This window comes from Anaerofustis sp. LCP19S3_F7, assembly GCF_052119445.1.
GTDB classification, from domain to species: Bacteria; Bacillota; Clostridia; order Eubacteriales; family Anaerofustaceae; genus Anaerofustis; species Anaerofustis butyriciformans.
In genome coordinates this window covers 124,146-136,837 of sequence record NZ_JBQKFF010000001.1, presented here as the reverse complement: position 1 = coordinate 136,837, position 12,692 = coordinate 124,146, and the positions used below count along the sequence as shown (strand labels likewise).

The window sequence follows — 12,692 nt, the reverse complement described above, 5'->3', positions numbered from 1 at the left end:
CTTTAAAAGATAAAAAATGGTGCTTCCTGAAATAAAAGATGCACCAAGCGGATATATTTTTGGAATATCTATAATTTTATGGTTTACGGTAATATTTGCTAATTTTGCAGAAGCAATAGCTGAAGGAAGGGGAAAAGCTCAATCCGATTCACTAAGAGCTGCAAAGTAAGATGTTATAGCCTATAAAATACCTTCAGCAGATAAAAAAGAAGAAATCTTAGAAACTTTTTCTTCAAATCTACAAAAAGGAGATATCGTTATAGTGAAAGCAGGGGGACAAATTCCTGCTGATGGCGAAGTTATAGAAGGTGCTGCATCTGTTGATGAAAGTGCAATAACAGGTGAATCAGCTCCGGTTATTAGAGGAAGTGGTGGAGATAGAAGTGCTGTAACAGGTGGTACTACTGTAATTTCTGACTGGATTATTGTAAAAGTAACAAGTGAAAAAGGCGAAAGCTTTTTAGATAAAATGATTACTATGGTTGAAGGAGCGTCAAGAAAGAAAACTCCTAACGAAATAGTTTTGGAAGTATTCCTGGCAGCTTTATCAATTATATTTATATTGGTTACTGTAGCATTATATGGATACTCTTTATTCTCAGCAAATCAACAAGGTGTTGCAAACCCAACATCAATAACATCGTTAATAGCATTATTGGTTTGTCTTGCCCCAACAACAATAGGTGCTCTTCTTTCTGCAATTGGTATTGCCGGTATGAGCAGACTTAACAGTGCAAATGTTCTTGCAATGAGTGGTAGAGCAATTGAAGCAGCTGGAGATGTTGATATTTTAATGCTTGATAAAACAGGTACTATTACACTTGGGAATAGAAAAGCAAGTGAATTTATTCCGGCAGAAGGTGTTGATATTAAAGAACTTGCCGATGCTGCTCAGTTATCGTCATTAGCAGATGAAACTCCTGAGGGAAGAAGTATTGTAGTTCTTGCAAAAAAAGAGTTTGGACTTAGAGGAAGAAACCTTGAAGAACTAAATATGGAATTCGTTCCATTCACTGCAAAAACTCGCATGAGCGGTGTAAATATGGACGGTATTGAAATTAGAAAAGGTGCTGCCGATACGATTAAAGAATATGTAAAACAAAAAGGCGGAAACTACAGCCGAATAGTAGAAGAAGCCGTTAATAAAATTGCAAACCAAGGTGGTACTCCTCTTGTGGTAGCAAAAAATGAAAGAGTACTTGGGGTAATATACTTAAAAGATATTATCAAACAAGGTGTAAAAGAAAAATTTGTAAACCTAAGAAAAATGGGTATTAAAACAATTATGATTACAGGGGATAATCCTTTAACCGCAGCAGCAATCGCAGCTGAAGCCGGAGTGGATGACTTCTTGGCAGAAGCAACTCCTGAAGGAAAGCTTGAAATGATAAGAGATTTCCAAAGAAAAGGACACCTAGTAGCCATGACTGGAGATGGAACAAACGACGCGCCTGCTCTTGTTCAAGCTGATGTTGCCGTTGCGATGAACTCTGGTACTCAAGCTGCCAAGGAAGCAGGAAACATGGTTGATTTAGATTCTTCTCCTACAAAATTAATTGATGTTGTAAGAATAGTTAAACAACTTCTTATGACAAGAGGAAGCTTAACAACATTTAGTATTGCAAATGATATTGCAAAATACTTTGCGATTATTCTAGCGTTGTTTTTAAGCTTATATCCGGAATTACAAGCATTAAATATAATGAATTTACATAGTGCAAATTCGGCTGTTTTCTCTGCAATAATATATAACGCACTCATCATTATAGCTTTAATACCTCTTGCATTAAAAGGAGTAAAATATAGAGAAGTATCTTCAGGAAAGCTTCTTACAAGAAACTTATTAATCTACGGACTTGGCAGTATTATCGCACCGTTTATATGTATAAAAATAATTGATATTTTTATTGTTGCTCTTGGTTTATTATAGGAGAGGAATAAGATAAATGAAAGGTATAATTAAAAAATCATTTGTATTTGTTATATTAACAACAATACTATGTGGGCTTATATATACTCTTGTTATGACAGGTATATGCCAAGTATTATTTAATGATAAAGCAAACGGAAGCATAATTGAAGTTAACGGAGTAAAATAGGGAAGTGAATTTATGGCTCAACAATATGAAGATGAAGATCATATGTGGGGACGTATAATGAATTTAAATACGACAACATTTAAATATAAAGACGGTAAGATACTTCTTTATTCTGCTTCTTCTAATCTTACTCCTGCAAGTGAAGATTATGAAAAACAATACAAGAAAGAGTTGATAAAATAAAAGCAAGTCATCCAGAAATGGCAGATACTCCTATTCCTGCGGATTTGCTAACAAACTCAGGAAGTGGGCTAGACCCTGAAATTTCACCTGAGGCAGCAGAATATCAAGTAAAAAGACTAGCTAAAAATAATGGTATGACAGAAGAACAAGTAAGAAATATTATTGATAAATGCACAACAGGTCGTTTTCTTGGAATATTCGGTGAAGAAAGAGTTAATGTGTTAGAAGTTAACTTAATGTTAGACGGAATTCTAAAATAAAAGGAGGAATAAATGATGCATAATAAGATTATTGCACATCAACAGGAGTTACATTTTAAAAATTTGTCTAAAATAAGTGAAGAGTTTTTGCTTATTGAATGTGTGTATAGCTTAGGTTATGAACTTAAGATGAATCCAAAGGTTTATAAAATAGATAAAGAAAATTTCCTTTGGATATATTACGAACAGTCTTGTTTTGCGCTAAATTCTTTCATTAATGATTTTGGTATAATTATTGGAATTGTATCAAATAAATATCCATTATCTATTTATGGAACAATAAATGATAATGAATCTGCCTCTTTAGAATCTTATTATGATGCTAAAGAGGAAAAAGTAAAGTTGGTAAAGATGAATATTTCAGGTAAAGATTTTGATGAAATGTCAGATGTTTGCGTAAAATTAGAGATAAAAGAGCATAGTCTTTTAAATGACTTCTATAAATTATTTTCAAATTTGAATTATAAAAAAAGTTATATTGCTTTAGATAGAATGAAATTTAAAGCAGGCATCTTTGAGGGAATTGAAGAAGAGGATAAGGAGACTTATTATAAATATCTTAAAATAGATAATCCTTATGAATCTGAACTGTTTATCGATTCACTTAGTATAGAGCAGATGAAAGAATTATGGTTAGTATTTCTAAGAGAAAAAATATCACCATTGGAATTTGACTATGCAATGAATAGGTACAAAAATGATATTCTTTATTCATTGTTTGAATGGGAGCTAGCTTTAAGGCTTGCTCTTAATGATATGGATATAAGTATCAGCTATGATAATAACAACTTCCATGTAAAAGATAAAAATGGTAAAAGACTTTACTTTGATTATAATACTGGGGATAGCGCAGAACAGCTTTTTTAAAGATATTATTTCCAGTAAAAAAATATTTTTTAATAAATAAATTTAGTGTTAATATATCTATATTAGCACTATTTGCACTGTACAGGAGAAAATAATGAGACCCAATCTAGATAAAATCTTAGAAAAAATAAAAAAACGAAAATCTTAACAACGGTATGGGAAAACTTAAAATATTTTTTGGTTATGCTGCAGGTGTAGGGAAAACTTATTCAATGCTTGAGGCTGCACATAAGGCTCATTATGAAGGCAAGGATGTAGTTCTTGGTTATATAGAACCTCATGCAAGGTCTGAAACAGCTGCTTTGCAAGAAGGGTTAGAAAGTATACCTAAAAAGGAAATAGAGTATAATGGAATAATATTGAGAGAGTTTGATTTGGATGCAGCCTTAGAAAGAAAACCAGAGATAATTTTATTAGATGAATTAGCTCATACAAATGCACAAGGGTACAGACATTTAAAAAGATATCAAGATATAGAAGAACTATTAAAAGCAGGTATAAATGTTTATACTACCGTTAATGTTCATCATATTGAAAGCCTTAATGATATTGTGGCATCAATAACAGTCATAGAAGTAAGGGAAAGAATTCCCGATAGGATATTTGATCTATCATATCAAGTAGAACTTGTGGATATTGAACCACAAGAATTGATAAAGCGTTTGAATAAAGAGAAGATTTATAAACAGGACAGAGCTGTTGCTGCTTTGGATAATTTCTTTACCATAGAGAATTTAACATCTCTAAGAGAGATTTCTCTTAGAAGATGTACTTACAGAGTAAACAAGATATATTCAAAAAGCAAAGAAAGTCACTTAATAAATGAACATATCTTAATATGTTTATCTTCTTCTCCTAGCAATAAAAAAGTTATTAGAACAGCAGCACGTATGGCGGACGCCTTTAAAGGTACTTTTACAGCTTTATATGTAGAAACATCTGACGCAAAGGAAATGAGCAAAGATGATAAAAGAAGATTAAATGAAAACTTTAAGCTAGCTGAGCAACTCGGAGCAAATATCACTACTGTTTATGGAGATGATGTTGTTTTTCAAATAGCGGAGTTTGCAAGGTTATCAAATGTATCAAAAATAATCATAGGTAGAAGCAGAAACAAGAAATTCTTGTTTTCGCCAAACAGTTCTTTCGCAAATAGGCTTTCTGTTTTATACCCTAATTTAGATATTTATATTATACCTGATAATGAGGTGCAGTCTGATAAAGGACAGAGGTTACGTGCTTTAAAAAAAGAACAGTTTGAAATTTCATTATGGGATTTAATTAAATCAATATCCATATTGTTTGCTAGTACTTTGTTTGGATTTTTATTTTATAATTTAGGTTTTAGTGAGGCAAATATAATTACAGTATATATTCTAGGGGTTTTATTAACTTCATTTGTAACATCAAAAAAATATACCCAATAACATCATCGTTTTTAAGCGTTTCAGTTTTTAACTTTTTATTTACAGAACCTAGATTTACCTTTAATGCATATGAAAGCGGTTATCCTATTACTTTTCTTATAATGTTTATATCTGCATTTATCACTGGAACATTAACATCAAAAATAAAAGAACAAGCAAAACAGTCAGCAAGATTTGCTTACAGAACTAAAGTCCTTTTAGATACGGATCAAAAATTACAACAAGCAAAAACAAAAGAAGAAATAATAACTGAAACGGGAAATCAAATTGTAAAATTCCTCGGTAAGACAGCCACGATATATCTGTCAATATATGGCAGATTAATGGAACCGTTAGTATTTAGAGATAAAAATCAAAGTGATATAAAAGAATATGTAAGTATCAATGAACAAGCTGTTGCTCAATGGGTATATAAAAATAACAAACACGCAGGAGCAACAACAAATACACTTTCAGGTTCAAAGTGTTATTATCTTTCTATCAGAGGTAAAGAAGGAGTTTATGGCGTTGTTGGGGTTGCAATGGATAAGGACGAAGAATTTAGTATGTTTGAAAGAAGTTTACTTATTTCATTAGTAAATGAGTGTGGCGTTGTTCTTGAAAATAATTATTTAGAGAAAAAAAATACAAAAGCTTTAATGGAAGCAAATCAAGAAAAATTAAGAGCTAATTTGCTTAGGTCGATTTCTCATGATTTAAGAGCTCCTTTAACAAGTATTTCAGGAAATGCTTCAGTATTAATAAAAGATATTGAATTAAGTGAAAGTAAAAAATATAAATTATATGAAAATATATATGACGATTCTATGTGGCTTATAAATTTAGTTGAGAATTTATTATCAGTAACAAGGATTGAAGATGGTAGTATGAATCTTAATATACAGCCTGAATTGTTATCTGAAATTATAAGTGAAGCATTAAAACATATAAATAGGAAAAGCGTAGAGCATAACATTAAAGTAGAAATAGAAAATGAATTTATTATGGCGAGAATGGATTCGAGGTTAATAATTCAGGTAGTAATAAATATAATAGACAATGCCATAAAATACACACCAAAAGGATCAAATATTACTGTTAGAGTTGATAAGAAAGGTGAGTATGTATACACTAGCATAATTGATGATGGAGATGGAATCAGTGATGAAGGAAAGAAAAATCTTTTTAAGATGTTCTATACAGAAGGAAATAGAGTTGCTGATAGCAGAAGAGGTTTGGGGCTTGGATTATATTTATGTAAAACCATTATAAAAGCGCATGGAGGAGATCTTACAGTAAAGGATCATTATCCTAAAGGAACAATTTTTACATTTACATTAAAAGCTCAGGAGGTTAATGTACATGAATAATATGGTTTTGGTTATTGAAGACGATAATGCAATAAAAAACCTTATTGCTGCAACTTTAGAAAGTAAAGACTATAAATTTCATACAGCAAAAAACGGTAAACAAGCATTGGACGAGGCAATAAGTCTTAAGCCAGATGTTATACTTCTGGATTTGGGACTTCCTGATATGGATGGTGTAGATATAATAAAAAACGTAAGAACATGGTATAATGTACCTATTATTGTAGTTAGTGCTAGAAGCGAAGATAAGGATAAAATTGATGCTCTTGATGCAGGGGCAGACGATTATTTGACAAAACCTTTTAGTGTTGATGAATTATTGGCTAGATTGAGAGTAGCATTTAGAAGACTTGATTATCAAAATCATCATTTTTCAAGAACGGAAGAGGCTGTTTTTATAAACGGAAGTCTTAAAATAGATTATGCAAGCGGATGCGTTTATGTAGATGATAATGAAGTACATTTAACACCTAACGAATATAAACTTATTTGTTTATTAAGCAATAATGTTGGTAAAGTGCTTACTCATAAATATATATTGAATGAAATTTGGGGAAGTGCCTTTGATAGTGATGTAGCTTCTCTTAGGGTTTACATGGCTACATTAAGAAAGAAAATAGAAAAAGATACAGAGCATCCAGAATATATTCAAACACATATAGGTATAGGATATAGAATGCTTAGAATTGAACAATAAAAAAGAACTCTATTAGAGTTCTTTTTCTTTTTGTAAAAGTTCCCTTCTTCTCTTTTTAGAAAATCTTTCTTCCTCGCTGAAAATACATCCACAGTAGTTTTGTCTGTATAAACCGAGGCTTATGGCTTTTTCTTGCCCTTCATTAAAATATGGTCTAAAATCTCTATATAGAAATTCAACATCATATTTTTTTGCTGCAGCTTTTGCAATTGAGCAAATCAAATTATGGTCTTGAAAAGGACTAATTAAAAGAGTTGTAGAAAATGCATCAAATCCCTTTTCTTTTGCGTATCTTGCTGTTTCAAAAAGACGCATATTATAGCATACACCACATCTGTTATCAAAATTAGGGTAAATATTATCTATAAACTCTCTAAGTCCATATTCATTTTCTATAATAAGTTTTATATTAATGCTTTCAGTATAATCAATAAGTGTTTTTTTTCTTTTTTTATATTCATTAAAAGGATGAATATTTGGATTATACCAAAAACAAGTTGGTTCTATATTTTCTTTTCTAAGTGTATCAATGCACATTATTGAGCATGGGGCACAACATGAATGTAATAATACTTTCAAAATAAATCTCCTTTATGTATAATAATATATTATAAAAATAAAATAAATTAATTGCAACAAGATAGGAAAATAATAATATGGAAAATGTAATAGCTTTAGGGATTGTTTTAATTGTAGTTTTAATATTTGTTATAATTGGAATTTCAATGATTAATACAAAAGATAAACCTATACAGTATTTATCAAATACAAAAAAACTACCAAATGTAAAAGACATAAGAGGATATAATAAGGCTATTGGTAAAATATTTATTATTTTTGCTTTGCTTCTTTTACCTATTTTATCACATATAGTTTTATTTTCTCAAAATTCAAAGTATTCGTTTTTATCAATTTTATTAATGCCCTTTTGGGTGATAGGACTTATTATTTCTTGTGTATTTACGGAAGGAAAATATAAAAAATAAATTAGATATTATAATAGATTTTATGTGTATTAATGTTATAAAAAAAGAAACATCTAATATGTAGATGTTTCTTTTTATTTTAAATATTATTTTTTAGCTTCTTTTCTTGCATTTGCTTCTTCGATTATTTTAGCGCTTGCTATTTGAGGAACTTCATCATATCTTTCAAATTCCATTGTGAAAGATCCTCTTGCTTGAGTCATTGAACGAAGTTCTGTTGCATATTTGAACATTTCTCCTAAAGGAACTTCAGCAGTAATCATTGTTTTACCGTTTCCTACAGGATCCATTCCAAGAACTCTGCCTCTCTTCTTGTTTAAGTCTCCCATTACATCTCCTGTGTTATCATCAGGAATTGTAATTTCAACTTTATAAATAGGTTCAAGAAGTACAGGATCAGCAGCTGCCATACCTTGTTTATAAGCTATGCTTGCAGCCATTTTAAAGCTCATTTCGTCTGAATCTACAGGATGGAATTTTCCGTCAAACAATGTAGCTTTAAGACCAACAACAGGATATCCTGCTAGAACACCATATTCGATACATTCTCTTAATCCTTTTTCTACTGCAGGAATGAAGTTTCTTGGAACTGCACCGCCTACAACAGCATCTACAAATACTAAATCATCTTCAAGATTATATGTAGGTTCAAAATCAATGTTTACAACACCAAATTGACCTCTACCACCTGATTGTTTCTTATGTTTACCTTCAGCAGTTGCTTTTTTCTTTATTGTTTCTCTGTAAGGTATAATAGGTGGAGTTAATACAACTTCTATGCCAAATTTATTTTTAAGTTTTTCTTTAACAACTTCAAGATGTGTTTCTCCCATACCGTAAAGTACGTTTTGATGTGTTTCATCATCTCTTTTAACAACAATTGTTGGGTCTTCTTCTCTTAGTTTATTAAGACCTGTTGAAAGTTTATCTTCATCGCCTCTTGATTTAGGTTCGATACCTGTAAAGATAATAGATTGAGGGAAGTTGATTGGGTTAAACTTAATATGGTCTTTAGGATCGCATAATGTATCTGATGTTTTAGTATATGCAAGTTTTGCAAGTGCACCGATATCTCCAGGATGCATTTCCATAACTTCTTCTTGTTTTTTACCTATTAATGTGTATACTTTTGCGATTTTTTCTTTTTTGTCTTGAGTTGTGTTATTTAATTCCATACCAGGTTTTAAAATACCACTTTTAACTTTGAATAAAGAAAGTTTTCCAACAAATGGGTCAGCAATTGTTTTAAATACGAAAGCACTAAGTGGAGCATCATCTTCGTAATGTCTTTGTGCTTCTTTTCCATCTTGGTCAACTTTTGCAGCTTTTGCTTCTATTGGTGTTGGGAAGTTATATACAATTGCATCTAAGAATTTATCGATAGCTATATCATTTAAAGCACTTACGCAAAATACAGGTATAAGTTCTTCGTTTGCTATTGCTGTTTTAACACCTGAATGTAATTCTGCCTCTGTTAACGTTCCATCTTCATCTTCAAAATATTTTTCCATTAATTCTTCATCTGTTGTTGCAGCAATTTCAAAAATAATGTCTTTATATTTTGTTGATTTTTCAATTGTAGAGTCAGGTACATCCGTAATTGTCATTTTGCCTTTTTCGTATGTATAAGCCTTATTATCAAAAATATCAGCTACGCTGTTAAAACCAACTCCTTCGTTAATAGGGATTTGGAATGGAACAATCTTAGGTCCTGTAAGGGCTCTTAATTCTTCCATAACTTTATGTGTATCTACATTTTCTCTGTCTAGTTTATTGATTACAAAGGCAATTGGTATTCCTCTTTCAACAGCCATTTCATAGGCTTTTTCTGTTCCTACTTGAACTCCACTTACAGCGTCAACTACTATTACTGCAGTATCAGCAACTCTTAGAGCTGAGCATTGTTCTCCTATGTAATCAAAATATCCCGGAATATCTAGAACATTAATTTTAACGCCACCGTGTTCTATAGGGATAAGTGATGTAGATATGGAACTATGTTTACTTTGTTCGCACGAATCATAATCTGAAATTGTTGTTCCATCTTCTGTTTTTCCAAGTCTTTCTATTAGACCTGCTTTAAGAGCCATAGCCTCTGCAAGCAAGGTCTTACCTGAGCCTCCATGGCCAAGTAGTGCAATGTTTCTTATGTCCTTGGTTTTATACGTTTTCATTTGTCTTTCTCCTTTTGCTTTTATTTTTGATGATAATATTCAAAAAGGCCGCAGCAATCTCACGAGATTATTTAGCTACAACCTTATGTCAACGATATTATTTACTTTTTCTTTTTTTTCTTTTTTTCATGTGGAAAAAATCCTTAACAACCATTACAGCAAACATTACGTTTTTTGCGGTGGAATAATATTGTTTTATTTTCATCGTACTATGCATTATTCCATTTGGATCATCAAGCGGTGTTTTTAATGCTGTTTCAATTCCTTTTACAGAGTTATTTACTTTGTTTGTTAACTCCTTTGCATCGCTTGTTATTCCTTCAACATTTTCAATTATTGAATTAATTTTATTTGTATTTGCACTGGTAACTGTTTGCACGTCTCTTAGTACATCGTTAAGTTTAGTCATTGTTTTTGATAGTTTGCTAACGGTTACAATTAAATATAAAATTAATACGACCAAAACAACGCATACAATTATTAAGGCTATATCTAAGGGACTAAGGTTTATAATCATCTAATTTAATTCTCCATTATAAAAGTTCTTCGTCAAATTTTAATTCAAAATCATCAAGATTTTCTTTTTTAGTTTCTTCTTTAGCTTCTTGAACCATATCTTTTAAATCATCGATTTGTTCATCTGCATAATTAGCAACATCATCAATTCTTTCTTTAGCTGTGTTTAAAGCTAAATCGGCACTTGCTTTTGCTTGTTTAGAAAGTTTTTCTGCTTTTTCAAGTGAATGTTGCGCAAATGTGCAAAGTTCATCTTTTGCAATATAATAATTATCAATAGCAATATCCATTAATTCTTCTTTGTTGTCGTAAGCATATTTTGCAGCAATACCTGCAGCTATCCCAACTACTAATCCTGCTAAAAATTTTCCGTTTGACATAATCTCCATCCTCCTAAATACATCTAATAATATATTATCACATTTTATACAAAAAATACATAGAAATTTAACTCTAAATTTTTTATGATAAATTTTTACCTTTTGAATTTATATTTTTTAGCTTGTTTATTAATATACTTAACACAAAAGCAATAAGCGTTGGCACTATCCATGCAAAACCTATATCATAAAAAGGTAAATTTTTGCTTAATCCTGAAAATAAAGGTATGTTTATTAAAATACTTATTATTAAACATACTGATATTGTAAGTGGATATACAATATTATTGTTACTTATTTTCTTATTTATACATGCAAGTATAATTAATACAATTGATACAGGGTATAAAATATTAAGTACAGGAACCGAATATTTTAAAATTGGTGTGAGTCCTATTATTGAGATTAAAAAAGAAACAAGGGCAAAAATTATAACCCAGCTTCTATAACTAAGCTTTGGAAATGTTTCATTAAAATAAGTTCCGCAGCAGCTAAAAAGTCCTATGCAAGTATTTAAACATGCTATAACAAATATCATTGCAAGAATTATTAATCCTACTTTACCATAAATTAAAGAAACTACATAAGTTAAAGTTTGAGCTCCGTTTTCTGTCATCTGCCCGCTTATTCCTGTAAAAAGTCCCGTTATTCCAAGCATAAAATATATGATTAAAAGAAATATTCCTGCTAAAAATCCAGCTTTAATCGTATATTTTGTAACTTTGTTATCATCTTTTATTCCTTTTTCTATTATATTCATTGAGATAATCATTCCAAAGTTCAAGGCTGCAAGAGTATCCATAGTTTGATATCCATCAATAAATCCTTTTACATATGAAAGGTTTTTATATGTATCTATTGGCTGTACTACATTACCAAATAATGTAAAGCAAGCTCCCACAAAAACTATAAAAATAAGAACAAGCAAACAAGGGGTAAGTCTTTTACCTAAATATTCCGTTAGTTTTTCCGGTTTTTGTGCAATGAGGCCTGCAATTAAGAAAAAAATAAAGGAATAAATTATACTTGGTATAATGCTGTCTACATTAAAAAATGGTAAAACTGCCATTTCAAATGAAGTACTTGCCGTTCTTGGAATCGCAAGGCAAGGTCCTATTGCAAGGTATAGAACTAGAATAAAAATAAAAGAAAAAACAGGATGAACCCTATTTGTTAATTGTTTTAATCCTCCTGATTTTGTGACTGCGTAAACTGCCAGTACAGGAAGCCCTATTGCACTTAGAGCAAATCCAACAAAAGCAGGTAGAAAATTTGTCCCTGCGTTTGTTCCAAGGTATGGTGGAAATATTAAATTCCCTGCTCCAAAGAACATTGAAAATAATGTAAGTCCTATTAGTATTGTGTCTTTTTTATTTAATTTGTTCATGTTAAATTCCTTTTTTTATTTGTAAGGGTTATTCTATCATAATATAATGATTTTGTAAAAATAAAAAAAGCATACCCAAAGGTATGCTTAATTTTTTAATTATTCAGCTGTGTATGGTAATAAAGCAGCATTTCTTGCAATATTAACAGCTTGAGTAACACCTCTTTGATGTTTTGCACAAGTTCCTGTTACTCTTCTAGGTAAAATTTTGTATCTTTCAGATACATATTTCTTTAAAACTTTTGTATCTTTATAATCAATGTGTTCAATTTTGTTTTCACAGAAGTAGCAAACTTTTTTTCTTCTTCTGAAACCGCCATTAGAACCACCTTGTCTTTGCATAGCCATAGTTTTTCTCCTTTTTTAA

The 12,692-nt window shown here is 30.7% G+C and carries 9 protein-coding genes and 3 pseudogenes; 6 read left to right on the top strand and 6 right to left on the bottom strand.

Going from position 1 to position 12,692, the window contains the following annotated elements:
• Positions 1 to 31 precede the first annotated feature (31 nt).
• The 5 genes and pseudogenes from kdpB to ACTQYZ_RS00620 form a co-directional block, all read left to right on the top strand.
• Positions 32 to 1,930: pseudogene (kdpB, locus tag ACTQYZ_RS00640) on the top strand (potassium-transporting ATPase subunit KdpB); the annotation flags it as partial.
• A gap of 16 nt (positions 1,931 to 1,946) precedes the next feature.
• Positions 1,947 to 2,542: pseudogene (locus ACTQYZ_RS00635) on the top strand (potassium-transporting ATPase subunit C).
• Between the two features lie 12 nt (positions 2,543 to 2,554).
• Complete coding sequence (locus ACTQYZ_RS00630; protein WP_441021315.1) at positions 2,555 to 3,409, top strand: hypothetical protein; 855 nt, start codon at positions 2,555 to 2,557, stop codon at positions 3,407 to 3,409.
• A 94-nt stretch (positions 3,410 to 3,503) separates the two neighbouring features.
• Positions 3,504 to 6,185, top strand: a pseudogene (locus tag ACTQYZ_RS00625) (ATP-binding protein).
• Complete coding sequence (locus tag ACTQYZ_RS00620; protein WP_441415817.1) at positions 6,178 to 6,882, top strand: response regulator; 705 nt, start codon at positions 6,178 to 6,180, stop codon at positions 6,880 to 6,882. The pseudogene ACTQYZ_RS00625 and the gene ACTQYZ_RS00620 overlap by 8 nt, the downstream one beginning before the upstream one ends.
• A gap of 12 nt (positions 6,883 to 6,894) precedes the next feature.
• Here the strand turns inward: ACTQYZ_RS00620 and ACTQYZ_RS00615 are convergent, their stop codons facing one another.
• Positions 6,895 to 7,461 carry an epoxyqueuosine reductase QueH gene (locus tag ACTQYZ_RS00615; RefSeq protein ID WP_441021319.1) on the bottom strand — a complete coding sequence of 189 codons (567 nt, stop codon included), beginning with the start codon at positions 7,459 to 7,461 and terminating at the stop codon, positions 6,895 to 6,897.
• A gap of 77 nt (positions 7,462 to 7,538) precedes the next feature.
• Between ACTQYZ_RS00615 and ACTQYZ_RS00610 the strand changes: the two genes are divergently transcribed.
• Positions 7,539 to 7,868 (top strand): hypothetical protein, encoded by a 330-nt coding sequence (locus tag ACTQYZ_RS00610; protein WP_441021320.1) that lies wholly within the window; start codon positions 7,539 to 7,541, stop codon positions 7,866 to 7,868.
• 86 nt (positions 7,869 to 7,954) lie between these two features.
• Here ACTQYZ_RS00610 and fusA read toward each other — a convergent pair whose 3' ends face one another.
• The 5 genes from fusA to rpsR all read right to left on the bottom strand — a co-directional run bounded on the left by fusA (position 7,955) and on the right by rpsR (position 12,673).
• A complete protein-coding gene (gene fusA, locus ACTQYZ_RS00605; protein ID WP_441021321.1) occupies positions 7,955 to 10,042 on the bottom strand; it encodes an elongation factor G in 2,088 nt (695 codons plus the stop codon).
• A 97-nt stretch (positions 10,043 to 10,139) separates the two neighbouring features.
• Positions 10,140 to 10,559, bottom strand: coding sequence for a hypothetical protein (locus ACTQYZ_RS00600; protein WP_329382576.1), 420 nt, complete (start codon positions 10,557 to 10,559; stop codon positions 10,140 to 10,142).
• 16 nt (positions 10,560 to 10,575) lie between these two features.
• A complete protein-coding gene (locus ACTQYZ_RS00595) occupies positions 10,576 to 10,938 on the bottom strand; it encodes a hypothetical protein (RefSeq protein WP_441021322.1) in 363 nt (120 codons plus the stop codon).
• An 82-nt stretch (positions 10,939 to 11,020) separates the two neighbouring features.
• Positions 11,021 to 12,325, bottom strand: a complete 1,305-nt coding sequence (brnQ, locus tag ACTQYZ_RS00590) for a branched-chain amino acid transport system II carrier protein (RefSeq protein WP_441021324.1) — start codon at positions 12,323 to 12,325, stop codon at positions 11,021 to 11,023.
• Between the two features lie 99 nt (positions 12,326 to 12,424).
• Positions 12,425 to 12,673 (bottom strand): 30S ribosomal protein S18, encoded by a 249-nt coding sequence (rpsR, locus tag ACTQYZ_RS00585; RefSeq protein WP_138267978.1) that lies wholly within the window; start codon positions 12,671 to 12,673, stop codon positions 12,425 to 12,427.
• Positions 12,674 to 12,692: the final 19 nt, after the last annotated feature.

Excerpts from the sequence above, each read along its gene's own strand:
- rpsR (WP_138267978.1), bottom strand. The coding sequence starts at position 12,673 with ATGGCTATGCAAAGACAAGGTGGTTCTAATGGCGGTTTCAGAAGAAGA.
- ACTQYZ_RS00595 (WP_441021322.1), bottom strand. The coding sequence starts at position 10,938 with ATGTCAAACGGAAAATTTTTAGCAGGATTAGTAGTTGGGATAGCTGCA.
- ACTQYZ_RS00620 (WP_441415817.1), top strand. The coding sequence starts at position 6,178 with ATGAATAATATGGTTTTGGTTATTGAAGACGATAATGCAATAAAAAAC.
- brnQ (WP_441021324.1), bottom strand. The coding sequence starts at position 12,325 with ATGAACAAATTAAATAAAAAAGACACAATACTAATAGGACTTACATTA.
- ACTQYZ_RS00630 (WP_441021315.1), top strand. The coding sequence starts at position 2,555 with ATGATGCATAATAAGATTATTGCACATCAACAGGAGTTACATTTTAAA.
- fusA (WP_441021321.1), bottom strand. The coding sequence starts at position 10,042 with ATGAAAACGTATAAAACCAAGGACATAAGAAACATTGCACTACTTGGC.
- ACTQYZ_RS00600 (WP_329382576.1), bottom strand. The coding sequence starts at position 10,559 with ATGATTATAAACCTTAGTCCCTTAGATATAGCCTTAATAATTGTATGC.
- ACTQYZ_RS00610 (WP_441021320.1), top strand. The coding sequence starts at position 7,539 with ATGGAAAATGTAATAGCTTTAGGGATTGTTTTAATTGTAGTTTTAATA.